General features: G+C 67.7%; 29 protein-coding genes. 20 read left to right on the plus strand and 9 right to left on the minus strand.

What is annotated here, in order from left to right; all coding sequences use genetic code 11:
• Positions 1 to 96 precede the first annotated feature (96 nt).
• From ACSVDD_RS18045 to ACSVDD_RS18060, 4 genes are all read left to right on the plus strand, one after another.
• Positions 97 to 810 (plus strand): Crp/Fnr family transcriptional regulator, encoded by a 714-nt coding sequence (locus ACSVDD_RS18045; protein ID WP_448190764.1) that lies wholly within the window; start codon positions 97 to 99, stop codon positions 808 to 810.
• A 184-nt stretch (positions 811 to 994) separates the two neighbouring features.
• Positions 995 to 1,297, plus strand: a complete 303-nt coding sequence (locus tag ACSVDD_RS18050; RefSeq protein ID WP_448190765.1) for a ribbon-helix-helix domain-containing protein — start codon at positions 995 to 997, stop codon at positions 1,295 to 1,297.
• A gap of 157 nt (positions 1,298 to 1,454) precedes the next feature.
• Positions 1,455 to 3,509, plus strand: a complete 2,055-nt coding sequence (locus ACSVDD_RS18055; protein ID WP_448190766.1) for an MASE3 domain-containing protein — start codon at positions 1,455 to 1,457, stop codon at positions 3,507 to 3,509.
• Positions 3,487 to 3,855, plus strand: a complete 369-nt coding sequence (locus ACSVDD_RS18060) for a response regulator (RefSeq protein WP_448190767.1) — start codon at positions 3,487 to 3,489, stop codon at positions 3,853 to 3,855. Before ACSVDD_RS18055 ends, ACSVDD_RS18060 begins: the two co-directional genes overlap by 23 nt.
• Before the next feature lie 4 nt (positions 3,856 to 3,859).
• Here ACSVDD_RS18060 and ACSVDD_RS18065 read toward each other — a convergent pair whose 3' ends face one another.
• Positions 3,860 to 4,303, minus strand: coding sequence for a MarR family winged helix-turn-helix transcriptional regulator (locus ACSVDD_RS18065; protein ID WP_448190768.1), 444 nt, complete (start codon positions 4,301 to 4,303; stop codon positions 3,860 to 3,862).
• 349 nt (positions 4,304 to 4,652) lie between these two features.
• On the opposite strand from ACSVDD_RS18065, the gene rimO reads away from it, so the two are divergent.
• Both rimO and ACSVDD_RS18075 read left to right on the plus strand, forming a co-directional pair.
• A complete protein-coding gene (gene rimO, locus ACSVDD_RS18070; protein ID WP_448190769.1) occupies positions 4,653 to 5,975 on the plus strand; it encodes a 30S ribosomal protein S12 methylthiotransferase RimO in 1,323 nt (440 codons plus the stop codon).
• 83 nt (positions 5,976 to 6,058) lie between these two features.
• A complete protein-coding gene (locus tag ACSVDD_RS18075) occupies positions 6,059 to 6,397 on the plus strand; it encodes an HNH endonuclease (protein ID WP_448190770.1) in 339 nt (112 codons plus the stop codon).
• A 23-nt stretch (positions 6,398 to 6,420) separates the two neighbouring features.
• On the opposite strand, the gene ACSVDD_RS18080 is transcribed toward ACSVDD_RS18075, so the two are convergent.
• Positions 6,421 to 7,119, minus strand: a complete 699-nt coding sequence (locus ACSVDD_RS18080) for a Crp/Fnr family transcriptional regulator (protein WP_448190771.1) — start codon at positions 7,117 to 7,119, stop codon at positions 6,421 to 6,423.
• Between the two features lie 387 nt (positions 7,120 to 7,506).
• On the opposite strand from ACSVDD_RS18080, the gene nosZ reads away from it, so the two are divergent.
• The 13 genes from nosZ to ACSVDD_RS18145 all read left to right on the plus strand — a co-directional run bounded on the left by nosZ (position 7,507) and on the right by ACSVDD_RS18145 (position 19,374).
• Positions 7,507 to 9,798 (plus strand): Sec-dependent nitrous-oxide reductase, encoded by a 2,292-nt coding sequence (gene nosZ / locus ACSVDD_RS18085; RefSeq protein ID WP_448190772.1) that lies wholly within the window; start codon positions 7,507 to 7,509, stop codon positions 9,796 to 9,798.
• Between the two features lie 93 nt (positions 9,799 to 9,891).
• On the plus strand, positions 9,892 to 10,572 hold the full coding sequence (locus ACSVDD_RS18090; RefSeq protein ID WP_448190773.1) for a c-type cytochrome: 681 nt from the start codon (positions 9,892 to 9,894) through the stop codon (positions 10,570 to 10,572).
• Between the two features lie 35 nt (positions 10,573 to 10,607).
• Entirely contained in the window at positions 10,608 to 11,345 is a 738-nt protein-coding gene (locus ACSVDD_RS18095) for a c-type cytochrome (RefSeq protein ID WP_448190774.1), read from the plus strand.
• A gap of 214 nt (positions 11,346 to 11,559) precedes the next feature.
• Positions 11,560 to 12,255, plus strand: coding sequence for a hypothetical protein (locus ACSVDD_RS18100; RefSeq protein ID WP_448190775.1), 696 nt, complete (start codon positions 11,560 to 11,562; stop codon positions 12,253 to 12,255).
• A gap of 9 nt (positions 12,256 to 12,264) precedes the next feature.
• Positions 12,265 to 13,527 (plus strand): nitrous oxide reductase family maturation protein NosD, encoded by a 1,263-nt coding sequence (nosD, locus tag ACSVDD_RS18105; RefSeq protein ID WP_448190776.1) that lies wholly within the window; start codon positions 12,265 to 12,267, stop codon positions 13,525 to 13,527.
• 14 nt (positions 13,528 to 13,541) lie between these two features.
• Positions 13,542 to 14,264 (plus strand): 4Fe-4S dicluster domain-containing protein, encoded by a 723-nt coding sequence (locus tag ACSVDD_RS18110; protein ID WP_448190777.1) that lies wholly within the window; start codon positions 13,542 to 13,544, stop codon positions 14,262 to 14,264.
• Positions 14,261 to 15,238 (plus strand): NapH/MauN family ferredoxin-type protein, encoded by a 978-nt coding sequence (locus ACSVDD_RS18115; RefSeq protein WP_448190778.1) that lies wholly within the window; start codon positions 14,261 to 14,263, stop codon positions 15,236 to 15,238. The genes ACSVDD_RS18110 and ACSVDD_RS18115 overlap by 4 nt, the downstream gene beginning before the upstream one ends.
• Before the next feature lie 100 nt (positions 15,239 to 15,338).
• On the plus strand, positions 15,339 to 16,193 hold the full coding sequence (locus tag ACSVDD_RS18120; RefSeq protein ID WP_448190779.1) for an ABC transporter ATP-binding protein: 855 nt from the start codon (positions 15,339 to 15,341) through the stop codon (positions 16,191 to 16,193).
• The gene (locus ACSVDD_RS18125; RefSeq protein ID WP_448190780.1) at positions 16,190 to 16,690 is read left to right on the plus strand and encodes a hypothetical protein; all 501 of its coding nucleotides are present in this window, start codon (positions 16,190 to 16,192) and stop codon (positions 16,688 to 16,690) included. The genes ACSVDD_RS18120 and ACSVDD_RS18125 overlap by 4 nt, the downstream gene beginning before the upstream one ends.
• A complete protein-coding gene (locus ACSVDD_RS18130; protein WP_448190781.1) occupies positions 16,687 to 17,514 on the plus strand; it encodes an ABC transporter permease in 828 nt (275 codons plus the stop codon). The genes ACSVDD_RS18125 and ACSVDD_RS18130 overlap by 4 nt, the downstream gene beginning before the upstream one ends.
• A complete protein-coding gene (locus ACSVDD_RS18135) occupies positions 17,511 to 17,969 on the plus strand; it encodes a type II toxin-antitoxin system RatA family toxin (protein WP_448190782.1) in 459 nt (152 codons plus the stop codon). The genes ACSVDD_RS18130 and ACSVDD_RS18135 overlap by 4 nt, the downstream gene beginning before the upstream one ends.
• Positions 17,966 to 18,865 carry a 1,4-dihydroxy-2-naphthoate polyprenyltransferase gene (locus tag ACSVDD_RS18140; RefSeq protein ID WP_448190783.1) on the plus strand — a complete coding sequence of 300 codons (900 nt, stop codon included), beginning with the start codon at positions 17,966 to 17,968 and terminating at the stop codon, positions 18,863 to 18,865. Before ACSVDD_RS18135 ends, ACSVDD_RS18140 begins: the two co-directional genes overlap by 4 nt.
• Complete coding sequence (locus ACSVDD_RS18145; RefSeq protein ID WP_448190784.1) at positions 18,862 to 19,374, plus strand: TlpA family protein disulfide reductase; 513 nt, start codon at positions 18,862 to 18,864, stop codon at positions 19,372 to 19,374. Before ACSVDD_RS18140 ends, ACSVDD_RS18145 begins: the two co-directional genes overlap by 4 nt.
• Before the next feature lie 26 nt (positions 19,375 to 19,400).
• Here ACSVDD_RS18145 and ACSVDD_RS18150 read toward each other — a convergent pair whose 3' ends face one another.
• The 7 genes from ACSVDD_RS18150 to ACSVDD_RS18180 form a co-directional block, all read right to left on the minus strand.
• Positions 19,401 to 19,712, minus strand: a complete 312-nt coding sequence (locus ACSVDD_RS18150; RefSeq protein ID WP_448190785.1) for a DUF1330 domain-containing protein — start codon at positions 19,710 to 19,712, stop codon at positions 19,401 to 19,403.
• A gap of 97 nt (positions 19,713 to 19,809) precedes the next feature.
• A complete protein-coding gene (locus ACSVDD_RS18155) occupies positions 19,810 to 20,535 on the minus strand; it encodes a class I SAM-dependent methyltransferase (protein ID WP_448190786.1) in 726 nt (241 codons plus the stop codon).
• A complete protein-coding gene (locus ACSVDD_RS18160; protein WP_448190875.1) occupies positions 20,532 to 21,092 on the minus strand; it encodes an SCO family protein in 561 nt (186 codons plus the stop codon). The genes ACSVDD_RS18155 and ACSVDD_RS18160 overlap by 4 nt, the downstream gene beginning before the upstream one ends.
• Before the next feature lie 10 nt (positions 21,093 to 21,102).
• Complete coding sequence (locus ACSVDD_RS18165; RefSeq protein WP_448190787.1) at positions 21,103 to 21,996, minus strand: bile acid:sodium symporter family protein; 894 nt, start codon at positions 21,994 to 21,996, stop codon at positions 21,103 to 21,105.
• An 82-nt stretch (positions 21,997 to 22,078) separates the two neighbouring features.
• Positions 22,079 to 22,426 (minus strand): HPF/RaiA family ribosome-associated protein, encoded by a 348-nt coding sequence (locus ACSVDD_RS18170; RefSeq protein WP_448190788.1) that lies wholly within the window; start codon positions 22,424 to 22,426, stop codon positions 22,079 to 22,081.
• A 190-nt stretch (positions 22,427 to 22,616) separates the two neighbouring features.
• On the minus strand, positions 22,617 to 23,150 hold the full coding sequence (gene hpt, locus ACSVDD_RS18175; RefSeq protein WP_448190789.1) for a hypoxanthine phosphoribosyltransferase: 534 nt from the start codon (positions 23,148 to 23,150) through the stop codon (positions 22,617 to 22,619).
• 79 nt (positions 23,151 to 23,229) lie between these two features.
• Complete coding sequence (locus tag ACSVDD_RS18180; RefSeq protein ID WP_448190790.1) at positions 23,230 to 23,391, minus strand: hypothetical protein; 162 nt, start codon at positions 23,389 to 23,391, stop codon at positions 23,230 to 23,232.
• Positions 23,392 to 23,811: 420 nt separating this feature from the next.
• Between ACSVDD_RS18180 and ACSVDD_RS18185 the strand changes: the two genes are divergently transcribed.
• Positions 23,812 to 24,369, plus strand: a complete 558-nt coding sequence (locus ACSVDD_RS18185) for a hypothetical protein (protein ID WP_448190791.1) — start codon at positions 23,812 to 23,814, stop codon at positions 24,367 to 24,369.
• Positions 24,370 to 24,379: the final 10 nt, after the last annotated feature.

Below are 24,379 nucleotides of genomic sequence, written 5' to 3' on the forward strand. Positions count from 1 at the left end.
TTCCCGTCGCGCGGGAAAAAGCGACAAGACGCTACTCCGCATACTCCGGTATACAATAAGATACCGAAGGAAGATGCGGATGGGGCGGAGCTGCCGATGCGGATGGACGGTGCGATTGCCGTGGCCGACGTGCTGCGGCGCAACCAACTGCTGGGCGAACTCGACGAGCGGGAGATGGACGAGCTGCTCGGGCTCGGCCACGTGGTGCATGTCGGCACCGACATCATGGTGTTCCAAAAAGGCGACCCCGGCGACTGCCTGTACGCCATCCTCAAGGGCCAGATCGGCATCCACACCTCGTCCGAGGACGGCAAGGTGATGATGCTGAACATCCTCGATCCCGGCGCCGTGCTGGGGGAAATCGCGCTGATCGACGGCAAGGAGCGCACCGCCGGCGCCACCGCGCTGCGCCCGTCGGAGCTGTTCCGCATCGACCGCGCGGCCTTCATCACCTTCCTGGAGCGTCACCCGCGGCTGGCCATTCGTCTGCTGGGCGTGCTATGCGAACGGCTGCGCTGGGTCAGCGAGAATATCGAGGACGCCGTGTTCCACGACGTGCCGCGCCGGCTCGCCCGGCGGCTTCTGCGGCTGGCGGAGTCCTACGGGCAGCCGACCCCGGCTGGCCTGCGCATCACCCAGCCGGTGTCCCAGGAAAACCTCGCCAGCATGCTCGGCGTGACCCGCGAGATGGTCAACAAGAGCCTGAAGGCGCTGAAATCCTCCAACGCCATCACCTACGCCAAGGGCTTTATCGTGCTGACCGACATCCGCCTCGTCCGCGACATGGCCGGCGAGACCGGGCGGCTGTAGGAGCATCTCCTGCGAAAATCTCTTTCCCTTCGCAGCCGAAAAGTTTTATCCCCCTTCCAGGCTGCAATCACGCTATAGTGCAGTCAGTAACCCCCTATCCTCGCAACCAGGGGACTAGAGACGCATGCCTGAACGCGGGTCGCAGACGCGGCAAGCCAGCCATCCCCAAGGGATCAGCCCCCTGGTGAGCCGTACCGTCACAATTGCCGGCCAAAGCTGCCAGCTTCGGATCGAGCCCTCCTATTGGGAGGCGCTTGAGGAGATCAGCCGGCGGGAGGAACTGAGCGTCGACGAGTTGTGCACCGACCTCAAGGAGCGGCTGGACGCACAGACCCGCCATGCCGAGTCGGGCGTGTCGCTGGCCAACGCCGTGCGCGTGTTCATCGTCGGCTACTTCCGCCAGGCCGCCACCGAGACCGGACACAACCGCGCCGGTCATGGCCGCGGCGACCCGCTGGTCAGCACGCCGTTCAACGCCAAGCTGTGACGGGCCAAGCTGTGACGGGCTAAGCCGTGACGGCGTCCGGCCCGGAGCGCCACAGCCTATCCTTTTGGTAATAGGCCTAACCGAGGATCTGTTCCGGCGGCCCGCGCCTTGTTAAGACTCCCAACGGGCGCCAAAAAACCGTAGCCGTCGCAGGGCCATGGCCGACACTTCGATTTCCATCGCGCAGCGGCGCACCGGACGGGAGTCCCGGCTGCCGGAACTGGCGCTTCTCGGCGGCAGCCTGATCGTGCTGTTCGGCGGCATGCGGGCGAACTACCTGCTGTTCCACACCATCGCCGAACTGTTCAGCATCGCCGTGGCGATCGCCATCTTCATGATCGCGTGGAACACGCGGCACGTGAACCAGTCGCAGTTCCTTGCCTTCATCGGCCTGTCCTTCCCGTCCATCGCCGCCCTCGACCTGCTGCACACCCTGGCCTTTCCGGGCATGTCGGTGTTTGCCGACTCCGGCTCCGACCTGCCGACCCAGCTGTGGATCGCCGCCCGCTACGTGCAGGCGGCGAGCTTCCTGGCAGCCCCCTTGCTGCTGCCCCACGCGCGGCTGCCGACGGGCTGGGTGCTCGGGCTGCAGACAGCGTTGTTCTCGCTGACGGTGCTCGTCATCTTCCCGCTCGGCGCCATGCCGGCCTGCTATGTCGAGGGGGTGGGCCTGACCACCTTCAAGATCGTCAGCGAGTACGTCATCTCCGGGCTGGTGGCGCTGGCCTGCGTGGCGCTGGTCGCCCGGCGGCGGCATTTCGAGGGCGGCACCTTCCCGCTGGTGCTCGGCGGCTTCGCGCTGCTGATCGCGCAGGAGATGACCTTCACCCTGTACCAGGACCCGCACGGGCTGACCAACGCGCTGGGGCATTTCCTGAAGATCCTGTCCTACTACCTGCTTTACAAGGCCATCGTCGTCGCCGCGCTGAAGAACCCCTACGACGTGATGTTCCTGCGGCTATGCCGCAGCGAGCAGGCGGTGCGCGACCATCTCGGCAGCGCCGAGGCCATGATCGCGGCGCGCACCGCCGAACTGCGCGAGAGCGAAGCGCGCTGGAAGGCGCTGCTGGACTGCTCGAACGACTGGTTCTGGGCCACCGACGCCGAGGGCCGGCTGATCGAGGTGTCGCCGCGCGCCGAGGAATCGACCGGCCGCCCGGCGGCCGAACTGATCGGCCACCGACCGGCCGACCTGCTGGACGCCGCCCGTCCGCCGGACGACTTCGCGGTGCTTCAGGACGCGCTACGCCTGCACCGGCCGTTCCGCCGCTTGTCCTTCCCCATCGCCACCGGGGCGCCGACCGGCTGCTGGCTGATGTTCAGCGGCATGCCGCGCTTTGCGCCGGACGGCGGGTTCCTGGGGTTCCGCGGCACCGCCAGCGACATCACCGAGCGCCGCCGCGCCGCCGAGGCCGCCCGCCAGAAGCAGACCATGGCGGCGCTGGGTGGTCTGGTCGGCGGCTTGGCGCACGAGATCAACAACCTGCTGCAACCGGTCATCAGCCTGAGCGAGCTGGCGCTGAACCGCGCCGGCACCGACGCGCGGCTGCGCACCTACCTGACACTGGTGCGCGACAGCGGGTTGAAGGCGCGCATCATCATGCGCGACGTCCTGGCCTTCGCCCGCACCGAGGTCGCCGTCTCGCCACCGGCCGAGGCGAACGAGGCGGTGCGCGCGGCGGTGGAACTGGCGCGCGCCGACCTGCCGCCCCGCATCACCGTGGACACCGACCTCGCTGACCGGCTGCCGGCGGTCACCGTCACGGTGACCGAGCTGTCGCAGATCCTGCTCAACCTGATCCGCAACGCCTGCGACGCCATGCCCACGGGCGGCACGTTGACACTGTCCACCGGCATCGTCACGCTAAGGGATCCGGAGGCAAGCCGGCTGGAGATCGCAGAGGGCGACTACGTCCGCCTGACCGTGGCCGACACCGGCGTGGGCATGGACGAGGCGACCCGGCAGCGCGTCTTCGAGCCGTTCTTCACTACCAAGCCGGTGGGGTTGGGCACCGGGCTGGGGTTGTCGGTGGTGTACGGCATCGTGCGCAACGGCGGCGGTGTCATCGCCGTGGACAGCGCCATCGGCCGCGGCACCGCGGTGATGATCGACCTGCCCATCGCCAAGGGCAAGGCCAAGTTGGAACCGGAACCGCGGAACGCATCGCAGCACGAGAAGGAGCCCGCCCATGGCGAATATATTGGTGGTTGAGGACTCCCCCGCGGTCCGTCTGGCGATCGTGGAAGTGCTGGAAGACCTCGGCCACGCGGTGACCGAGACGGAGAACGGCCGCCTCGCCATCGAGCGATTGGACGATGCGCCTTTCGACCTCGTGGTCACCGACGTCCTGATGCCCGAGATGGACGGCATCGAGGTCATCAAGGCGGTGCGCCGCACCCGTCCCGAGACCAAGATCCTGGCGATCTCCGGCGGCGCGCCCAACCTGCCGGCGGGCTATGCCCTGAAGCTTACCGAGATGTTCAGCGCCGACGCCGTGCTCTACAAGCCGTTTATGAACGACGAGCTGCGCAAGTGCGTCGGCGAACTGGTGGGGTAGCCCCTCAGGCCGCCTGCCGCTTCATCAGCAAGCCGCGCAGCACCCGTGACAGCGTGTCAGCAAGGTGGAACTGGTCGTCCTGCGCCAGCCCGGCGATGACCCCCGAAAACTCCTGCAACGGGTCGTGCTGCAACAGCTCCAGCGCCGCGTCGGTGGGATGAAGCTGGACGACGCGGCGATCCTCGGGCACCGGCACGCGCGTCAGCAGACCCTTGCCCACCAGCACCTCAACCGTCTGCGAGGCAGCGCCGCGGGTGGTGGCGTGGAAGTCGGCAAAGGCGGAAACCGTGCGCTGGCTGGGGTTGGCCGAGGCGAAATAGCGCAACGCCGTCCACTGCGACGGCTTCAGACCCCGCGAATAGCCGAGGCTGTCGGCGATGTGCCCGATGTGCATCATCACCTCGGCGATGGCCTGGGCGGATGCGGGCGGAGAATGGCTGTTCGACATGCCGGCCGGCCTCTTTCGAAGAACCCTTCGGAACGCATACCATGATACGCTGTCGCCGGGCGCGAGTCAAAACCGTTTAGTGTGTGGAATGTCCAGCTCGACAATGCGTGAGCGCGGCCGTTCCGCAAGAAATCGTTAACGAATTGTTTCCAATCCCGCAACCGGGAAAATGCGTCAACGTGGCCGCGGACGGGAACCAAATGTCGCACCCGAGGCGGTAGAGGACACAAGGGATGGGATCGCCCGGCGACGCACCGTCGGCAAGCCGCTGGCGGGGCTGCGCACCCCACCCGTTTGGTGCTGCCGATTCGGCTGGCGTGCCTCGCCCGATTGCCTATATAGACGCGCCATGAGCAAGGCCACTCCCAAAGTCGGTATCGTCAGCCTCGGCTGCCCGAAAGCGCTGGTCGATTCCGAACGCATCCTGACGCGTCTGCGCGCCGAGGGGTACGAGATCTCCCCCTCCTATGACGGCGCCGACGCGGTGATCGTCAACACCTGCGGCTTCCTCGACAGCGCCAAGAAGGAATCGCTGGACGCCATCGGCGAGGCGATCAAGGAGAACGGGCGGGTCATCGTCACCGGCTGCATGGGCGGCGACGCCGACGCCATCCGCTCGGTGCACCCCGGCGTGCTGGCGGTGACCGGCCCGCACCAGTACGAGGCGGTGGTCGAGGCGGTGCACGAGGCGGCCCCGCCGACGCACGACCCGTTCGTCGATCTGGTGCCGCCGCAGGGCATCCGCCTGACGCCGCGGCATTACGCCTATCTGAAGATTTCCGAAGGCTGCAACAACCGCTGCTCCTTCTGCATCATCCCATCCTTGCGCGGCGACCTTGCCAGCCGCCCCATCGACAAGGTGCTGCGCGAGGCGGAGAAGCTGGCGACCGCCGGCGTCAAGGAACTGCTGGTCATCTCGCAGGACACCAGCGCCTACGGCATCGACCTGAAATACGCCGAGCGGCCGTTCTACGACCGTCAAGTGAAGACGCGCTTCGCCGACCTGTGTCGCGAGCTGGCGAATTTCGACGTCTGGGTGCGGCTGCACTACGTCTACCCTTACCCGCACGTGGCCGAGGTGCTGCCGCTGATGGCCGAGGGGCGGATTCTTCCCTACCTCGACATCCCGTTCCAGCACGCCAGCCCGACCGTGTTGAAGGCCATGCGCCGCCCGGCCGCGCAGGAAAAGACGCTGGAGCACATCCGTTCCTGGCGCGCGGAGTGCCCGGATCTGGCGCTGCGCTCCACCTTCATCGTCGGCTTCCCCGGCGAGACGGAGGAGGACTTCACGTTCCTGCTCCAATGGCTGGAGGAAGCGCAGCTCGACCGCGTCGGCTGCTTCAAGTACGAGGCGGTGTCGGGTGCGGCGGCCAACGACCTGCCCGGCGCCGTGCCGGAAGAGGTCAAGCAGGAGCGCTGGGAGCGCTTCATGCAGGCGCAGCAGCGCATCAGCGCCGAGCGGCTGAAGGCCAAGATCGGCTGGACGCTGGGCGTGCTGATCGACGAGGTGGACGAGGAAGGCGCCATCGGCCGCAGCTACGCCGACGCGCCGGAGATCGACGGCAACGTCTTCCTCAACGGTGAGACCGGGCTGAAGGCCGGCGACATCGTGCAGGTCACCATCGAGCACGCCGACGAGTACGATCTGTGGGGTTCGGTGGAGCGGGAATAAGGGCCGCGACGGCGGCCCCGCGCCCCCATGGGCGCGAAGGCAAGGGCGCGGATGCGCCCGCCCGCCGTCTGAGGAAAATGTAAATGACCCGCGACGATGCTCAGGTGATGGACATTCTCCAGGGCGGGCGCTGCTTCTATTGCGGCGAGCCGGTGGGGGCGAACGCGACCTTCGACCACGTCATCCCGCAGGCCTACGGCGGGGCGGACGTGGCGGCGAACATCGTGCTGGCGCACCGCCGCTGCAATCAGGCCAAGAGCGACCGCCTGCCGACGCCGGAGGAGGTGGACCGCTTCCTGTCCCAGCGCCGCGCCAGCCGCCTCGGCGTCTGGCCGCCCATCGCCGCGCTGAAAGGCGTCGAGGACGAAGACGAGGCGTGGATCATCGTCGCCCGCGCCATCGCCGACCTGCCGCGCGGCTGATCAGCCGGCCGCCGCCGGGCCTTCTACGCCGCGTCGCCGAGTCCGCCGGCGACCACCAGTTCGCGCAGGTACGCCACGTCGCGGATCACCACCACGTCGGTGCGGCCGGTGGTGATGCCGACCCGCCGCAGCCGGCCGAAGGCGCGCGACAGGCTCTCCGGGCTCACCCCCAGCGTGCCGGCCAGCACGCGCTTCTCGTAGGGCAGCTTGATCATCGCCGTGCCCGCCGGCTGATCGACCAGACGCAGCAGGAAGCCGCACAGCCGCTCCACCGTGGGCATCGCCTTCAATTCGCCGTTCTCGCGCATCAGCGCGCGCACCGTGATCGAAGCGCCGACCATGACGCCGCGCAGCAGTTCCGCCCGCTCCTCCACATGACGCACGAACACACCGCCGGGGATGGCAAGCGTCACCACGCGCTCCAGCGCGCGGGCGCTGACGGGATACGGGCCGCCGTCCAGCACCGCCACCTCGCCCGCGGTGTCGCCTTCGCTCAACACGCCGATGACGCCGGTGCGCTTGCCGCCCGCAGCGATGGACAACTCCACCGTGCCCGAGACGATCAGAAAGAACGCCTGCGGCTCCTCCCCCTCATGGAACAGCACCTCGCCCTCGGCGAACACCGCTGGCCGCGCGTAGCTGAGCACCCGCTCACGGTCCGCCACCGGCATGGACCCGATGAGCGGATTGCGCGCCAGCGCTGAGAATAGCTGCGACTGCATGGTCGAACACCGTTCCGGCCGGAGAATGATTGCCCGGCCAACTGTGCCCCAGCGGCGCGGCGAAGAGCTTGACGATGGTCAAGGCCGGACATGACCGACGAAAGCCCACCGCCGAATGAATGATGTCCCGTCCAGAAGTAGAAGTGACCTGATGCCGCAGCCCTCTCCAGCTTGACCGTGGTCAAGGCAACCACCCCTAAGGGCGCTCAGGTTCCGACCAGTCGAATTGGCTAGGGAGTGGAACGCCAACACGCTCCGGGATTGACGGACGATTTCCAGACGGCTCGTTGCCCCGACCCTCTGTTTGACGATCGTCAATTGCAAGTCGACGGATGTCAGGCCCCTGGCGTCAAGGAAGTGCGTACTCAACTCACGCGGAGGAACCACATGAAATCGGCTTTGAAAGCCTCGGCGGCCTTCGGCGCGCTCATCATGGCGACCACGGTCGCCGGAGGCGCGTTCGCTGCGGACAGCCTGCAAGACGTTATGAAGCGCCGCGGTCTCAGCGAAAAGGACCTGCTGGCGGCGGCCAAGACCTACACCCCCACCGGCGGGCGCGACGAGTTCATCGCGTTCTCCTCGGGCGGCCAGTCGGGTCAGGTCATCGTCTACGGCATCCCGTCCATGCGCATCCTGAAGTACATCGGCGTCTTCACGCCGGAGCCCTGGCAGGGCTACGGCTTCGACGACGAGTCCAAGGCGGTGCTGGCTCAGGGCAAGATCAACGGCAAGGACATCACCTGGGGTGACACCCACCACCCGGCGGCTTCCGAGACCAACGGCGACAGCGACGGCAAGTTCGTCTTCATCAACGACAAGAACAACCCGCGCATCGCCGTCATCGATCTGCACGACTTCGAGACCAAGCAGATCGTCGTCAACCCGATCATGCAGTCGGAGCACGGCGGCGCCTTCGTCACGCCGAACACCGATTACGTGATCGAGGCCTCGCAGTACCCCGCCCCGCTGGGCGGCGGCTATGTGCCGCTGGAGCAGTTCAACGACAAGTACCGCGGCGCCGTCACCTACTGGAAGTTCGACAAGTCGAAGGGCCGCATCGACCCGTCGCAGTCCTTCTCGGTCGAGCTGCCGCCCTACACCCAGGATCTGTCGGACGCCGGCAAGTTCGTGTCGGACGGCTGGTCGTTCACCAACTCCCTGTGCTCCGAGCGTTACGTCGGCGGCATCGAGAAGGGCCGTCCGCCGTACGAGGCGGGCTGCTCGGCCAACGACCACGACTACATGCACGTCATCAACTGGAAGAAGGCCGAAGAGGTCTACAAGGCCGGCAAGGTCACCAAGATCAACGACCACCCGGTCATCACGCTGAAGACCGCCATCGAAGAGGGTCTGCTGGTCCTGGTGCCGGAGCCGAAGAGCCCGCACGGCGTCGACGTCTCCCCCGACGGCAAGTACATCATCGTCGGCGGCAAGCTGGACAGCCACGCCCACGTCTACAGCTTCGACAAGATCCAGGCTGCCATTGCCGGCAAGAAGTTCTCGGGCAAGGACAGCTACGGCGTTCCGATCATCGACATCAAGGACGCCATCCACAAGCAGGTGCCGCTGGGTCTCGGCCCGCTGCACACGCAGTACGACAGCAAGCCCTGCATCGCCTACACCTCGCTGTATGTGGATAGCCAGGTCGCCAAGTACGACTACTGCGAGGGCAAGGTCCTCGACAAGATCTCGGTGCACTACAACATCGGCCACCTGATGACCATGGAGGGCGACACCGCCCACCCCAAGGGCAAGTATCTGGTGGCGCTGAACAAGCTGGCCATCGACCGCTTCAACCCGGTCGGCCCGCTGCACCCGCAGAACCATCAGCTGATCGACATCAGCGGCGACAAGATGGAGCTGCTGTACGACATGCCGCTGCCGCTGGGTGAGCCGCACTACTCGATGGCCATCGCCGCCGACAAGGTGAAGCCGGCCATCCGCTACAAGTTCGGCACCAACAGCCGCACCGACCAGCAGAGCGCCTCGGCGGTCCGTCCGGGCGGCGAGAAGGTGGTCAAGAACGGCAACAAGGTCGAGGTCTTCGGCACCGCCATCCGCTCGCACTTCACCCCGGAAATCGTCGAGGTCGAAGAAGGCGACGAGGTGACGTTCCACATCACCAACATGGAACGCGCCGAGGACGAAGTGCACGGCTTCGCCGTCTCCGGCATGGACGTGAACCTGTCGCTGGAACCGGGCAAGACCTCGTCCGCCAGCTTCAAGGCCGACCGCGCCGGCGTCTATCCCTTCTACTGCACCGAGTTCTGCTCGGCGCTGCACCTGGAGATGGAAGGCTATGTGCTGGTCAAGCCGAAGGGCGCCCAGCAGGTCGCCGGCAAGGCTGAGGAAGGCGTCACCTACGCCAAGGCCGACTTCGACAAGCAGTACAAGTCCTGCATCGACACCCAGGCGGTGATCGATCAGGTCGTCGGCTACATCACCTCGACGAACTTCAAGGACTTCCCGTCGGTGGTGGCGTTGGTCGAAGACGCGACCGACCAGCTGAACTTCGCCAAGGACGCCCGCACCAAGGCGGACGAGGCGGCGAAGAAGCAGGACTGGCAGCAGGCCACGCTGTGGGCCGGCCAGTGGTGGCAGTACCAGGTCAAGGCCGCGGACATCGGTCTGCGCGCCAAGACCTACCTGGAGCAGAACGGCGCCAAGCCGGCGAAGTAATCGACTAACGGCGGGAGGGGGCTTGCCCCCTCCCGTTTTCCCCTCAGAACATCAGATAAATCTAATAAAAATGCCGCAGAGGACGAAACGACCATGACCGCCCCCCTCCGCTCGGCGCTGCTTGCAGCCGGCCTGATGCTGGTCGCGCCCGGCATGGCCTCCGCCCAGCAGGCGCCGGCCGCCGCTCCGGCCGCCGCACCGGCCCCCCAGGCCGAAGGCAAGAAGCTTTTCCTCGCCAAGACCTGCGTCGCCTGCCACGGCCGCGACGGCTCCAAGGCGATCCAGATGTACCCGAACCTTGCCGGGCTCGATGCCGCCTATCTGCTGCGGCAGATGGACGAGATCGCGTCGGGCGACCGGCTGTCCGGCAATGACGCCCGCGGCTATCCGCGCACCCAGAGCATGAAGGACGTCATGCATCTGGTGAGCGCCGATGAGCGCAAGAGCATCGCCGACTGGCTGTCCACCCTGCCCCCGCCGAAGCTCACTGCTCCGGCTGCCGATGCCGAGCGCGTCGCCAAGGGCAAGGCTCTGTACGAAGCCTCCGAATGCGTCGCGTGCCACGGCGCCGACGGCAAGGAGCCGCAGGCCGAGATGCCCGCCGTCGGCGGCCAGAAGCGGGAATACATCGCCCTCCAGATCCGCGAGATCCGCGACGGCATCCGCAAGAACGGCATGGCCGAGAGCATGGCGCCCTTCGCCCAGAAGCTGACAGACGAACAGGCCGATCTGGTCGCCGACTATCTGGCGCAGGTCGACCGGTCGCAGAAGTAACGCACACACAGTCAAGAGAAGTGGGAGTTTTTACGATGAAGACCGTGCACTGGCTTGCCACCGCTTCGGCGCTGGCCGTCCTGGTTGCCGTGTCGGCCGTTCAGGCCGCCGGCCCGGTTCAGGCGCCGCAGTCGGACAAGAAGGTGTGGATGTCCGAAGGCTCGGAGCGCGACGAGGCGCTCAAGCTGACCCCCGACCTGGCGAAGGGCAAGGAGATCTACGAGGTGTGCAGCGCCTGCCACCTGCCGGAAGGCTGGGGACAGACCGAGGGCACCTTCCCGGAGATCGCCGGCCAGCACCGCACCGTGCTGATCAAGCAGCTCGAAGACATCCGCGAGGGCAACCGCGACAACCCGACCATGTACCCCTTCGCGTTGCCGTCCGAGATCGGCGGAGCGCAGGCGGTTGCGGACGTGACCGAGTACATCTCGCGCCTGCCGATGAACCCGGAGAACGGCATCGGCCCCGGCACCGACCTGGAGCTGGGCAAGAAGCTGTTCGCCGACAACTGCGTGCGCTGCCACGGCGCCAACGGCGAGGGCGAGGCCTCCAAGTACTACCCGCGCATCCAGGGCCAGCACTACGCCTACCTGCTCCGCCAGTACCAGTGGATCAAGGAAGGCAAGCGCCGCAACGCCAACCCGGAGATGGTCGAGCAGATCAAGAACTTCTCCGAAAAGGACACGGTGGCGGTGCTCGACTACGTCTCGCGCCTGAAGCCGGACGCCAAGCTGGTCGGCCCGAAGGGCTGGAAGAACCCGGACTTCCAGTAACGAAAAGAAGCCCCTCTCCCGTAAAGGGAGAGGGGTTGAGGGAGAGGGTCGTTACGGCCGGATGGCCGGAAAAGTCTTCCGCTCGCCCCCTCTCCCCAAACCCCTCCCCCGCTCTCGGCGGGGCTAAGAGCCCCGCCTGTCGCGTCAGACGGATGCCTCTGGCATCCGCCGAGAGCGAGGGGGGAGGGGCTTAAGGCAGAAAAGGACTCCCGCCATGAGCACCGCCACCCTCCAAGCCGCCACCGCGCCCGACACCGGCCTTCAGAGCCGGCGCGCCATGGTGTTCCGCACGCTGACGCTGATGGCGATGGTCCTTCTCGTCGCCGCGTACATGTCGCCGATCTGGTGGGTGTCGCTGAAGGCGCCGAACTACCCGCCCGAGACCTTCCCGGACGGCGTGCGCATCCACTTTCACGTCAACGGCGTGATGAACGGCTGCGAGATGCGCAAGAACAAGGAAATCATCGAGGACGAGGCGCTCGACTGCGTCCACGAGATGAACACCATCAACCACTACATCGGCATGGAGCCCATCGAGCACGGCGCCCGCTACGAGCTGATGCTCGCCCCCTACGCCTTCGGTCTGGTGGGGCTGATGCTGGCGGCGTTCCTGGTCTACCGCGGGCCGTTCTGGTGGCTGTTGCCGTTGGGCGGCATCATCGTGCCGGTCGCCTTCGTCGCCGACTATTCGTTCTGGCTGTGGTGGTTCGGCCACCATCTGAGCCCGTGGGGCGCCTTCACCGTGAAGCCCTTCATGCCCACCGTGTTCGGCGAGGGCAAGGTGGCGCAGTTCTTCACCTACTCCTACCCGCACTACGGCTTCGCGCTGATGCTCGGCGCTTCGGTCGCGCTGGTGCTCGCCACGCTGATCCGCCGCAAGCAACTCTCGGAGGAGGCGGGCCAGCGCTGAGGCCCCGGCATGTCCATGCTCCGTTTCCGGCACCTCCTCGTCCTGCCGCTGTTCGCCGCCCTCCCTGCCTTGGCGGACACCGCGCCGACGCCGCTTCAGCCGCTCATCGACGCCACCCCGGCGGCCGGCACGCTGACGCTGCCGCCGGGCACCTACGCCGGCCCGGTCACCATCGAGCGGCCGATCACCATCGACGGCGGCGGCAAGGCCACCATCAACGGCGGCGGCAAGGGGACGGTGGTGACGCTGGCCACCAGCGGCGCCACGCTGGCGGGCTTGCGCATCGTCAACTCCGGCATGCTGCACGACAAGCTGGACGCCGGGGTACAGGTGCGCGGCCGCACCAACGTCCTGAAAGACAACGTGATCGAGGACTGCCTGATCGGCATCGACCTCAGCCGCTCCGACCACAACGTCATCCGCCGCAACCACATCCGCCCGCGCAACGAGGACATCGGCCTGCGCGGCGACGGCATCCGGCTGTGGTACAGCATGGACAACGTCGTGCAGAACAACGTCGTCGAGAACGCGCGCGACACCGTCATCTGGTACTCACAGAACAACACGCTGACCGGAAACCGTCTGGTGGGCGGCCGCTACGGCTTCCACTTCATGTTCTCCAAGTATAATCTGGCGCGCGACAATGTGTTCGAGGGCAACACGGTCGGCATCTTCCTAATGTACGCCGACGACGTGGAGATCCGCCACAATCGCATCATCCAGAGCCAGGGCCCATCGGGCATCGGCATCGGGATGAAGGAGTCGAGCGGCATGGTGATCGTCGACAACGACATCCTGTCCAACGCCACCGGCATCTACACGGACCTGTCGCCCAACGACCCCGACCACCCGATCACCGTGGAGGGCAACCGCATCGCCTACAACGGCATGGCAATGATGTTCCACAGCGACTGGGAAGGTGTGCTGGTGCGGCGCAACGACTTCATCGGCAACTTCGGCTCGGTGGCCGTGCAGGGTGGCGGCAGCGCGCTGCGCCACGAATGGGCCGGCAATCACTGGGATGGCTACGAGGGCTTCGACCGCAACCACGACGGCATTGGCGACAGCCCGTTCGAGGTGTACGCCTACGCCGACCGGCTGTGGATGGACGTGCGCGACGCGCAGTTCTTCCGCGCCTCGCCCATGCTGGAACTGCTGGACTTCATGGAGCGTCTGGCGCCGTTCAACACGCCGAAGCTGGTGCTGCGCGACTCCGCCCCGTCGCTGCACCCCGTCGCTGGCAAATCTGACGCGGCCAAGCCCGCATCCTGAGGAGACCCGCTTCCATGAGCAATTCCGACCGGCGGGAGTTCCTGCGCAGCGCCCTGCTCGGCACCGCCGTCGTGGGCGCGGCGCTGGGCGGGTTCTTCCCGCTCGCCGCGCTGGCCGAGTCCCGGCTGCGCCCGCCCGGCGCCATCACCGAACGCGACTTCCTCGCCGCCTGCATCAAGTGCGGCCAGTGCGTGCAGGTCTGCCCGGTGCAGGCCATCGTGCTGGCCGACATCGACGAGGGCTTCGGCGTCGGCACGCCGTACATCGACGCCCGCGAGCAGGCCTGCGACTTCTCCTGCGACGCGCTCCAGTGCATCCTCGCCTGCCCGACCGGGGCCTTGAGCCACGTGCCGGGCAAGCCCGAGGAGGTGCGCATGGGCTTCGCGCGCCTCGCCAAGCCGGACGCCTGCCTCGCCCGCCAGGGTCTGGGCTTCAAGGGAGCGGCGCGCGGCGAGGATTATGACGGCCTGCACCGCTACGCCGAGGTCGACCGCTGGAAGCCGATTCCGGTCTCCGACCACCCCTACGACCTGGACCTTTGCGACCTGTGTGTGCGCGAGTGCCCGGTGAAGGGCGCCATCACGCTGGAACCCATGAGTGCCGATCCGAACGACAAGCGCCGCACCCCAGTGGTTCAGAAAAGCTGCGTCGGCTGCGGCATGTGCGAGATGATCTGCCCGGCCGAGCCCGCCGCCATCGTCATAGACGCCCGCCTGGGTGGGAGTGCGCCCAAATGAGCCGCCTTCTCGACTCCTTCGCCGTGATGTTCGGCCGCGAGCCGGCCAAGCCGGCGCCCGATCAGCAGACCGACGCCGCCAAGGCGCTGTTCCAGTTCAAGCGCCAGCCGGAGCAGGTGCAAAAGCGCAAGCAGTTCATCAAGGACGAGAAGACCCACTTCAAGCCGGGCAACCGCTGGCGCATCCGCCGCTGGATCTCCATCGTCCTGATCAATTTGCTGTTCGTGCTGTCCTATCAGGCCGACATCCAGGTGGTGGAGGGAGCGCTGACCGCGTCGCGCTTCGTCGGCTTCCACATGGCCGACCTGAACTCGGCGCTGCAGGTGATGCTGGCCTACAAGGAGGTCGTCATCAATCTGGTGATCGGCACCTCCACGGTGCTGGTCGTCTGGTGGCTGTTCGGCGGGCGCAGCTTCTGTTCCTGGGTGTGCCCGTACCATCTGCTGGGCGAATTGGCCGAGATGCTGCACCTGAAGCTGGCCGCCAAGGGCTGGGTCAAGGATCACCCGCTCCACCGCGGCACGCGCACGGTGCTGTACGTGGTGTTCGCGGCATTGGCGGCGGTCACCGGCTACACGGTGTTCGAGGCCATCAACCCGGTGGGCATCCTCAGCCGCGCCTTCACCTACGGGATCACGCTGTCGGTGGCGTGGGTGGCGGTGCTGCTGCTGATCGAGGTGTTCTACTCGCGCCGCTTCTGGTGCCGGTACATGTGCCCGATCGGCCTGACGTACGGGGTCGTCGGCGCCGTCTCGCCGGTGCACGTGCGCTACGACGCCGAAGCCTGCCTGCACGAGGGCGAATGCCGCCGCGTCTGCATGGTGCCGCACGTGCTGTCGATGACGCGGTTCGGCTGGAACGAGGACGTGAAGCAGGAGATCGGCGCCGACTGCACCCGCTGCGGCATGTGCGTCGAGGTCTGCCCGACCGGAGCGCTGAAGTTCGATATCAAGGGGGTGGGGAAGCTTCTGTAACGCTTCCCCCTCCGCCAACTTGACGTTCGTCAAGGCGAACACCCTCCGTCCGCCTTCCAATGACCCCGCTGCACCCCGCAGGCGAAGGACACCGCCGTCGATGATCCGCATCGAGAACCTGACCAAAATCTTCAAGGGCGCACGGGTGCTCGACGCGCTGTCGCTCGCCATACCCAAGGGGTCGCGGGTGGCGCTGATCGGCTCCAACGGCGCCGGCAAGACGACGCTGATCCGCTGCCTGCTGGGCGAGTACGCGCACCAGGGCTCCGTCCTGATCGACGGCCGCGACCCGCGCGCCGAGCGCGCCGCCGTGCTGAAAGGCGTCGGCTTCGTGCCGCAGTTGCCCCCTCCCCTCAAGATGCCGGTGGCCGAGCTGATGCGCTTCACCGCGCACGTCACCGGCGCCGATCCCAAGCGATTCGAACTGGTGGCCGGCCGCCTCGGCCTGACGCTGGAGCCGATCCGCAACCGCCCCTTCGTCAAGCTGTCGGGCGGCATGAAGCAGAAGCTGCTGATCGCCATGGCGCTCGGCCGCGACGTCGGCCTGCTGATCATGGACGAGCCGGCCGCCAACCTCGACCCGCCGGCCCGCAAGGCGCTGTTCGCGCTGCTGGCCGAGATGCCCGACACCACGATGATCATCACCAGCCACCGCCTGGACGAGGTGGCGCCGCTGGTGGATCGCGTGATCGAGCTGGACGGCGGCCGCGTGGCGCTGGACGACAGTGTGGCCGACGCGCTGGACCGCGCCTGTGTGCTGACCTGTCGGCTGGCGGTGGTGCGCCGCGAGGACGCCTTCACCCGCGCCATGACCGAGTGGGGCTTCCGTGACGCCGACACCGGGCTGGTCTGGGAAGGCGAGGTGCCCGGCCCCGACCGGCTGCGTTTCCTCGGCACGCTGTCGCGCTATTCGGGCCTGATCACCGCCGTCAATCTGGAGGAACCCCGCGCATGAGCGTCCTGCCCCGGCGTGCATTCCTGAAGTTCTCCGCCGCCGGCGTGGCGCTGCCCTGGCTGCCGGCCGGCTGCGGTGGCGCCGACGACGGCCCCGGCCCGATCAAGCTCGGCCGCGACGCCTGCGACTTCTGCGGCATGATCGTGTCGGAGATGCCGTACGTCGCCGAGATCCGCGGCGGCTCGAACAATAAGCTCTACAAATTCGACGACGTCGGCTGCGCGGTGCACTTCACCATGCGCAACGCCTGGGCCGCCGAGCCGTCCGTCAAGTTCTGGGCGATGAACCACCAGGACGGCAAGACGTGGCTGGACGCCCGGCAGGCCGCCTACCGCCAGGGCTTGCCCACACCGATGGGTTATGGCTTCGCAGCATTGCCCGCCGGCAGCCCGGACACGGTATCCTTCGACGTCATGAAGACTGCGGCCGTCAAGCGCACCGAATGCGCTCCCACCTCCACGGCCGATGCCAGCGCCGATGCGGGAGCCGCGCGATGACCGCCTTCCTCGCCGCCGTCCGCCTAGACATCGCGGAATCGACCCGCGCCCGCTGGTTCCTGCTGTACAGCCTCGTGTTCGGCGGCATCGTCGTCGGCCTCCTGATGTTCGGCCTGACCGAGTCGCGCGTCATGGGCTTCACGGGGTTGAGCCGGCTGCTGGTCACCTACATCCAGCTCGCCATGGCGATCCTGCCGCTGTTCATCCTCATCACCACCGTGCGCAGCGTGGCCGGCGACCGCGAGGCGGGGGTGTTCGAGTACATGCTCTCCCTGCCCGTGCCGCTGGGCGCGTGGTATTGGGGCCGGCTGCTGGGCCGTTTCGCCGTGGTGTTCGTGCCGGTGGCGCTGGCGCTGCTGGCCGCCGTGGGCTATGGCGCCACGCAGGGCGTGGCGGTGCCGTGGGGACACCTGGTCACCGACGTGGCGCTGTTGCTGTCGCTCACGTGGTGCTTTCTGGGCATCGGGTTCCTGATCTCGGTGCTGGCGCGCTCGTCGGATGTGGCGCAGACGGCGGCGTTCGTCGTCTGGCTGGTGCTGGTCTGCTTCCTCGACCTCGTGCTGCTGGGCGTGCTGCTGCGCAGCAACCTGCCGCCCGACGCCGTGCTGGCGGTGGCGCTCGCCAACCCATTGCAGGTGTTCCGCACAGCCTCCATGTTGCTGTTCGACCCGCAACTCGTGCTGCTCGGCCCGGCGGCTTACGTGATCCTCGACCATTTCGGCACCACCGGCTACATCGCATGGGCGCTGGCCTACCCGGCGGCGCTGGGCACCGCCACCGCCGGCCTGGGCTTCGTGCTGTTCCGCCGCGGCGACCTGCCGTGATCGACGCGGACACCGAGCCGGCGCTCCAGCGCCATTGGCGGATGCGCTTCCCGGATTTCACCGCGGAGCAGCTCTTCGCGCTGGTGTCGGACATCGAGAGCTACCCGCAGTTCGTCCCCGGCTGCGTCGCCACCCGCATCGTGGAGCGCGGCGCCAACGGCAATTGGCTGGTGGACAACGTCTTCGGCGCCGGCCCGCTGCGCTGGCACTTCCGCAGCACCGCGGAGTTCGACGCGCCGCACCGGTTGGAAATCGTGTCGCAGGAGGGCCCCTGGCGGCGCTTTGCCATGCTCTGGAGCTTCACGCCGGAGGCCGAAGGCAGCCGGGTCGATGTGGACCTCGCCGTGGCGTTCCGCTCGCCATTGCTCGCAACGCTGGCCCGCACCGCCCTGCCGCGGGCCGAACCGCGCATCATCCGAGCCTTCGAAGAGCGCGCCCGGAGGACACTCCCATGACCGTCGCTTTCGCTCGCCCCTCCGGGCTCTCCCTGTGGCTCCAGGCTGTCCGGCCGCGCACGCTGACCATTTCGGTGGTGCCGGTGGTGACCGGCCTCGCCTTCGCCTGGGCGGAGTCCGGGCTGTTCCACCCCATGGTGGCGCTGGCGACGCTGCTGGGCGCGGTGCTGATCCAGGCCGGCACCAACCTCTACAACGACGCCGCCGACGGCGAGCGCGGGCTGGACAAGGCCGGCCGCGTCGGCCCGCCGCGCATCACCGCCGAGGGCTGGGCCAGCGCCGCCCAGGTCAAGCGCGGGGCGTGGGCGTGCTTCGCGCTGGCGGCGCTGATCGGGCTGTATCTGGCGGCCGTGGGCGGCTGGCCGATCCTGCTGGTCGGCGTCCTGTCGATCCTGGCCGGCTGGGCCTATACCGGCGGGCCGCTGCCCATCGCCTACACGCCGCTGGGCGAAATCTTCGTCTTCCTGTTCTTCGGCGTTGCCGCGGTGTGCGGCACCTTCTGCCTGCAAGCCGGCACGGTGTCGTGGGCGGCGCTGGCGGCGGGGGCGGCCATCGGCCTGCCGGCCGCGGCGGTGCTGCACGTCAACAACCACCGCGACCGCGAGTCCGACGCCCGCGCCGGCCGCCGCACGCTGGCCATCGTCGCCGGGCCGGAGGCGGCCACCGCGATCTACGCCGGCTTCCTGCTGACCCCGTTCGGGCTGCTGCTGCCGATGGCGGTGCTGCTGCCGCACTCGGCTGTGTGGCTGGCGCTCGGCGCGTTGCCGCTGGTGGTGCGCGCCATCCGCGGCTTCGCCGCCGAGCCGCCGGGCCGCGGCCTCAACCGCTTCCTGGCCGAAACCGCCAAGGTGCAGGCGGTGTTCGGCGCGTTGCTGTCGCTGGGGGCCCTGCTGTGAGGACAGGGCTTGCCGCGCTGTTCGTGCTGGCGACAGCGCTGCCAGCGCTGGCTGCCGGAGGCCGCGTCACCGTCCACGAGACGCCGCGCGAGGTGCCCGCCATCAGTTTCCACGCCGACGACGGCACCCGCCGCGGCCTTGAGGACTTCCGCGGCAAGGCGGTGGTGCTCGATTTTTGGGCGACGTGGTGCCTGCCCTGCCGCGCCGAGTTCCCCGACTTCGACCGCCTCCAGGAGCGCCGCGGGGCGGAGGGGCTGGTGGTGGTGCCGATCTCGCTGGACCGCAAGGGCTGGCCGGCGGTGGAGAAATTCTACACCGACACCGGTGTCGCGCATCTCAAGCGCTATCTGGACAATGACCGCACGGTCGGCACTCTGCTGGGTGTCCGGGCGCTGCCGACCACGCTGATCCTCGACCGCGAGGGCCGCGAGGTCGCCCGCATCGAAGGCTCGCTGGACTGGTCCGGCTTGCAGGCCGAGGATCTGCTGGCGAAAGCGCTGAAGCCGTAGCCGCGCTGGCCTGCGCGACCAGACCGTCAGGTGTCCATGGGTTGCGGACCCTCGTAGCCCTCGACGATCGCCAGATCCATCACCGACTTGCCCTGTCTGAGGGCCATCGCCGCGGCATACTCGGGTGACCGGTAGCATTCGAGAGCGGCGGCGTGGGTCGGGAACTCGATCACGACCACGCGCGAGCGGGGTTGCCCTTCCGGGGTTTCGGAGGCGCCTCCGCGCGTGAGAAAGCGCCCCTTGTACTTGCGGAAGGCCTTCGCGTTCTCGGCGATGTAGGCCTTGTACCCTTCGGGATCCGTCACGTCGGCGAACGCGACCCAGTAACCCTTGGCCATGAGCCCTTCCCCCTTGTGCTTCGCAGCCAGCGTATCGGTGCGGAAGGCGCATGGGGAGTGGCGCATTCGGAGGAAGATGACGACCTTCGGGCACGCCCTATAGAGGCTTCGTCCCCTCATGGATGCAGGCAATGCCGAAGCTCAGGTTCCTGAACCGCACGTCGACCAGCCCGGCCGCCTCGAACATCGTTTTGAACGTGTGCTGGTCGGGGAAGCGGCGGATCGATTCCACCAGATACACGTAGGCTTCGGGATTGCGCGCCACCAGGGCGCCCAGCGCCGGAATCACCGCGTAGGAAAACGCCGTGTAGAACGGCCGCAGCGGCGCCACCGGCCGCGAAAACTCCAGGCACAGCAGCCGCCCGCCGGGCTTCAGCACGCGCGCCATCTCGGCCAGCGCGCGGTCCAGGTGGGTGGCGTTGCGGATGCCGAAGGCGATGGTCACCGTGTCCACCGAGGCGTCGGCCAGCGGGATGTGCTCCGCCTCGCCGGCCAGCCATTCGATGCCGGCCGAACCGCGTCGGCGCCCGGCGGTCATCATGGGGACGCTGGGATCGCACACCGTCACGTGCCGCGCAGGCCCGGCGAGCAGCCGCGCGATGTCGCCGGTGCCACCGGCCACATCGAGGATCACCTGGCCGTCGCGCGATGCCGCCATGCGAGCGAAGGTCCGCTTCCACAGCCGGTGGATGCCCATGCTCATCAGGTCGTTCATCAGGTCGTAGCGCGGCGCCACGGCGGTGAACACCCGGCGCACGCGGGCGCGCCGCTCCTCGGACGAGACGTCCTGAAAACCAAAGCTGGTGGACAGATCGTGCGTCATGCGCCACCCCGGATGCGCTGGGTGATCTTCTCGGCCAGCTTCTCGGGCGTCAGGCGGTGCGACAGCCGGTCGAGCAACCGGCCGTCCGGCCCGATCAGGAAGAACGCCGCGGTGTGGTCCATGGCGTAGGCGTCGGGCTCCTCGGGTCGCACCACCACCTTGGCGTACTTCACGCGCATCTGTTTGGCGAGGTCGGCGATGGCCGCCTCGCTGCCGGTCAGGCCGAGCAGGCGGGGGTGGAACAGCGCCACGTAGCCGGCCAGATGCGCGACCGTGTCGCGCTGCGGATCGACGGTGACGAAGGCGGCCTGCACCCGATCACCCTCCCCTCCCAACGCGTCCAACGCCGTGGCCATGGTCTGCAACCCCGTGGGGCAGACGTCCGGACAGGCGGTGTAGCCGAAACTGAGCAGCAGGAAACGGCCGGCGAAGTCGGCTTGGGTGACCGCGCGGCCGGTGTGGTCGGTCAGCGCAAAGCGCGGGCGGACATCGTCGGCGGCGACGGACGGGGCGGCGAAGCCGGCCAGCAGCACGATCAGGGCGAGGAAGGCACGCATGCGGGACACCTCAGGCTCCACTCTCGGCCGCCACCAGACGCGGGCGGCGGAGGCGGCGGGCGAGCACGACGCCCACCGCGGTGACGTTCATGATCAGGGCATACATGATGGCCGGGACAACCATCGCTTGGTTCCCCAGCAGCACCGTGCAGACGGTGATCGCCGTGGCAGCGTTCCGCAAGCCACACTCCAGCACGATGGCGGTGATGCGGCGGTCGTCCAGGCGCATGAGCCGCGCCCACAGGAAGGCCAGCGCCATGGCGCCGGCGTTGAGCACCACCACCACCGGCCCGACCTGCATCGCGTGCGCCGCGATCTGCGGCGCCTGGCTCCAGAACGCACCGAGCACGATGGCACCGAACACCGCCACCGCCACCCGCCGCAAGGCATCGCCCAGCCGGTCGGCGAACTGCGGCCGGTGGCGGCGCAGAAGCATGGCGAACGCCAGCGGCAACCCGGTGGCCGCCAGCACGCCGCCGAGCGTCGGCAGAAGAGGGATCGCCACGTCGCTGCCCGCCCCCAGGAACAGCGTGGTGGCGCCGCTGGCGATCAACGGCAGCGTCAGCACGCAGACGGTGTTGGTCACCGCGGTGATCGACACCGCCAGGGCCACGTCGCCCCCGGCAAGCAGGGTCAGCAGATTGGAGGTGATGCCGCTGGGGGTGGCGGCCATCACCATCAGCCCGACCGCGAACTCCGGCGGCAGCGGGTACAGCTTCAGGACCAGCAGCGCCAGCACCGGCGGCAGCACCATCTGGCTGCCCAGCCCGACGAGCATCGCGCGCGGCTGCCCGATCAACCGCACGAAGTCCTGCATGGTCAGGCGCAGGCCCACGGTGAACATGATGATCATCAGGCCGGCGGGAAGCAACACCGCGACAGTCAACGGGGGACCTCGGGTCAAGGGATACTGCTGAACGACCGTACTATGCCCCGCCGAGGTCCAGCCACCGTTGACTGTGGTCAAGTGGGAAGGCTGCAGGGTATCAGTCCGCCGCTTCCTCCAGCACCTCGACGGTGCGTTTGCGGGCGATCCAGCCGCTCAGTTGGCGCTGGGCGGCGTCGAAGGCGTCGCGGACCGCGGCGCGGGCATCGGTGTGGGCGTGGCTGTCGTCGCCGCGGACCGCTAGGCGGCCGCCGGGCACCGTCAAATCGATGTGCACGTGGTACATCCAGCCCTTGCGGTGATCATGGTGCGGCCGCTCGACCACCACGTCGCAGCGGGTGATGCCGTCGAAGACTCGCTCGAGCTTCGCGGCCTTTTCACGGATCTTGGCCTCCAGGAATTCGGACGGGTGCAAATTGCGGAACGTCACCTGAAGCGGCAGCTGCATGATGCAGTCTCCTTGCCTTTGACTTCCGCCGGACGGAAGAGATTGAGGCCGCAGGGACACCGCTGGTCGTCGAGATCGGGTGCCGTCATCGCGGACCTCGCTTCGTCGGAACGACGGAACAGGGTCAGTATGACTCAGTCGCGGGACATTTGCTATTTTTCCACCGATATAGGACCCGGCCCGGGCCGCGTCACACAACCGCACCCACGAAATCGAGGTAGCGGTACTTTTCGGCATAGTCGATGCCGTAGCCGACGACGAACAGATCGTCCACCGGGAAGCCGACGAACTCCACCGGCACCGGGACCACGCGGCGGCTCGGCTTGTCGAGCAGCGCGCAGATGCGCACCTCGGCGGCGCCCGCCTCCTCCATCAGGCGCACCGCGGCGTCCAGCGAGCGGCCGGAATCGGCGATGTCGTCGACCAGCAGGATGCGCCGCCCGGCCAGCCCTTCCGGCACGTCGCCGATGATCCGCACGATGCCCGAGCTTTCCTGTCTGGCGCCATAGCTCGCCAGACGCAGGAAGTCCACCTGCGGCGTCAGCCCGGCACGGCCCATCGCCCGCACGAGGTCGGCGGCGAACACGAAGCTGCCCTTCAGCAGCACCATGACCGTCAAATCGCCGGGCATGGCGGCGGCGATCTGGGCGGCCAGCTCGTCGATGCGGCGCGCGATGGTCGGGGCGTCGAACAGCGTGGTGACGGTGGCGTCGGGCGTCGGCATGGCTCTCTCTCCGGCCGGGCGTGAAGTCGCCCGTTGTGCCGAAGCCCGGTGCCCGCTGTCAATGGACGCCGAACACCCTTTACCCGGCAGGCTCGACGTGGTCGTGGTGCAATTTGTGGCGGACGTCCTCGATCACCGTGGCGAGGTCGTCACGGCTCAGGCCATCGCCTTCCAGGAGCAGGTCGAGGATCGGATCGTTCAACACCTCGGCCAGTGTGGCCGCATGGTCGCTTGTCGACATGGCGTTTACTCCCCTTCACATCCGGTGGGATTGGGGGCCCGCTGGCCGGAGTCTCTCCCTTTTTTATGCTGATCTTGCCCCGGCCGTCCGGCGGGCGCCCCACCGAACCACAGCACGGTATCGTATTCTGTTGGTAGGACCAATGCAGGCATCCTGCGTCACGGTGCCGCGCACGAGAACGATTCCAAGGGTAGCCGGGGCGGACAGCGCTTTCTCGCCCGGTCACCGGGGCCTTCTGCGCTTTGGAGCTGTTTACAGGCCGTGCGTTCGGCAATCCGGCGAGGCTTCCCCGAACGAGCAGTGTCAAAAGTGGTTCACCCACTTGAAGATGTTGCCGCGCAAGGAGCCGCGCATCACCTGAATCTTCCGATCGGATCATTGCGATCGCGGCACGGGCGATCGCGGCAGAGGCTGGCAGGCATGCTCTTCGAATTCGAGCCTTCGGGCGTTAACGACACCTATCTGCGCATCACGCGCAACGTGGTTTCGTGCATCCTGGCACCGGCGGACGCCTGGAACGGGCTGGTCCGCCTCAACTATGTGGTCGCCGGCGCCATCGGCGGACGTGAACCCCACATCATCTTCCGCTCGCTCGACGTCGGCTGGGACGACGGGCGCTTCTACTGGAAGGGCAAGGCCACCCCCGTGGTGGTCTCCACCGCCATGGTGGACGTGCTGAACGAGCGCGGCCTGCTCAGCGACGACGAGGCGGAGCGTCTGGTCTTCGGCACCCCGGCGGGCATGGCGCACGCGGCCGGGTCGGACGAGGCGCTGATGCTGCGGGCGATGATCGCCGGGTGCAGCTTCTCGCCCATCTACGACACGCGGCCGGGCCTGTTCGACGGCACGCCGCCCAAGGTGACGGGTTTCGCGCTGAAGACGCTCAACGCCTCGGACGTTCACGTGTTGGAGGCGCGCAACGGAACGCCGGTGCTCACGCCCGAAGCCCGCGATGCGCTGAGGCAGGAACTGGGCTGAGCCGTCAGGC

The organism is Azospirillum terrae, assembly GCF_053470425.1.

What these genes read in the sequence shown, in the direction of transcription:
- hpt (WP_448190789.1), bottom strand. Translation starts at nt 23,150, where the DNA reads ATGCCGACGCCCGACGCCACCGTCACCACGCTGTTCGACGCCCCGACC.
- nosD (WP_448190776.1), top strand. Translation starts at nt 12,265, where the DNA reads ATGTCCATGCTCCGTTTCCGGCACCTCCTCGTCCTGCCGCTGTTCGCC.
- rimO (WP_448190769.1), top strand. Translation starts at nt 4,653, where the DNA reads ATGAGCAAGGCCACTCCCAAAGTCGGTATCGTCAGCCTCGGCTGCCCG.
- ACSVDD_RS18080 (WP_448190771.1), bottom strand. Translation starts at nt 7,119, where the DNA reads ATGCAGTCGCAGCTATTCTCAGCGCTGGCGCGCAATCCGCTCATCGGG.
- ACSVDD_RS18160 (WP_448190875.1), bottom strand. Translation starts at nt 21,092, where the DNA reads ATGCGTGCCTTCCTCGCCCTGATCGTGCTGCTGGCCGGCTTCGCCGCC.
- ACSVDD_RS18060 (WP_448190767.1), top strand. Translation starts at nt 3,487, where the DNA reads ATGGCGAATATATTGGTGGTTGAGGACTCCCCCGCGGTCCGTCTGGCG.
- ACSVDD_RS18150 (WP_448190785.1), bottom strand. Translation starts at nt 19,712, where the DNA reads ATGGCCAAGGGTTACTGGGTCGCGTTCGCCGACGTGACGGATCCCGAA.
- ACSVDD_RS18185 (WP_448190791.1), top strand. Translation starts at nt 23,812, where the DNA reads ATGCTCTTCGAATTCGAGCCTTCGGGCGTTAACGACACCTATCTGCGC.
- ACSVDD_RS18065 (WP_448190768.1), bottom strand. Translation starts at nt 4,303, where the DNA reads ATGTCGAACAGCCATTCTCCGCCCGCATCCGCCCAGGCCATCGCCGAG.
- ACSVDD_RS18180 (WP_448190790.1), bottom strand. Translation starts at nt 23,391, where the DNA reads ATGTCGACAAGCGACCATGCGGCCACACTGGCCGAGGTGTTGAACGAT.
- ACSVDD_RS18155 (WP_448190786.1), bottom strand. Translation starts at nt 20,535, where the DNA reads ATGACGCACGATCTGTCCACCAGCTTTGGTTTTCAGGACGTCTCGTCC.
- ACSVDD_RS18055 (WP_448190766.1), top strand. Translation starts at nt 1,455, where the DNA reads ATGGCCGACACTTCGATTTCCATCGCGCAGCGGCGCACCGGACGGGAG.
- ACSVDD_RS18110 (WP_448190777.1), top strand. Translation starts at nt 13,542, where the DNA reads ATGAGCAATTCCGACCGGCGGGAGTTCCTGCGCAGCGCCCTGCTCGGC.
- ACSVDD_RS18090 (WP_448190773.1), top strand. Translation starts at nt 9,892, where the DNA reads ATGACCGCCCCCCTCCGCTCGGCGCTGCTTGCAGCCGGCCTGATGCTG.
- ACSVDD_RS18075 (WP_448190770.1), top strand. Translation starts at nt 6,059, where the DNA reads ATGACCCGCGACGATGCTCAGGTGATGGACATTCTCCAGGGCGGGCGC.
- ACSVDD_RS18045 (WP_448190764.1), top strand. Translation starts at nt 97, where the DNA reads ATGCGGATGGACGGTGCGATTGCCGTGGCCGACGTGCTGCGGCGCAAC.
- ACSVDD_RS18095 (WP_448190774.1), top strand. Translation starts at nt 10,608, where the DNA reads ATGAAGACCGTGCACTGGCTTGCCACCGCTTCGGCGCTGGCCGTCCTG.
- ACSVDD_RS18130 (WP_448190781.1), top strand. Translation starts at nt 16,687, where the DNA reads ATGACCGCCTTCCTCGCCGCCGTCCGCCTAGACATCGCGGAATCGACC.
- ACSVDD_RS18120 (WP_448190779.1), top strand. Translation starts at nt 15,339, where the DNA reads ATGATCCGCATCGAGAACCTGACCAAAATCTTCAAGGGCGCACGGGTG.
- ACSVDD_RS18140 (WP_448190783.1), top strand. Translation starts at nt 17,966, where the DNA reads ATGACCGTCGCTTTCGCTCGCCCCTCCGGGCTCTCCCTGTGGCTCCAG.
- nosZ (WP_448190772.1), top strand. Translation starts at nt 7,507, where the DNA reads ATGAAATCGGCTTTGAAAGCCTCGGCGGCCTTCGGCGCGCTCATCATG.
- ACSVDD_RS18170 (WP_448190788.1), bottom strand. Translation starts at nt 22,426, where the DNA reads ATGCAGCTGCCGCTTCAGGTGACGTTCCGCAATTTGCACCCGTCCGAA.
- ACSVDD_RS18115 (WP_448190778.1), top strand. Translation starts at nt 14,261, where the DNA reads ATGAGCCGCCTTCTCGACTCCTTCGCCGTGATGTTCGGCCGCGAGCCG.
- ACSVDD_RS18100 (WP_448190775.1), top strand. Translation starts at nt 11,560, where the DNA reads ATGAGCACCGCCACCCTCCAAGCCGCCACCGCGCCCGACACCGGCCTT.
- ACSVDD_RS18125 (WP_448190780.1), top strand. Translation starts at nt 16,190, where the DNA reads ATGAGCGTCCTGCCCCGGCGTGCATTCCTGAAGTTCTCCGCCGCCGGC.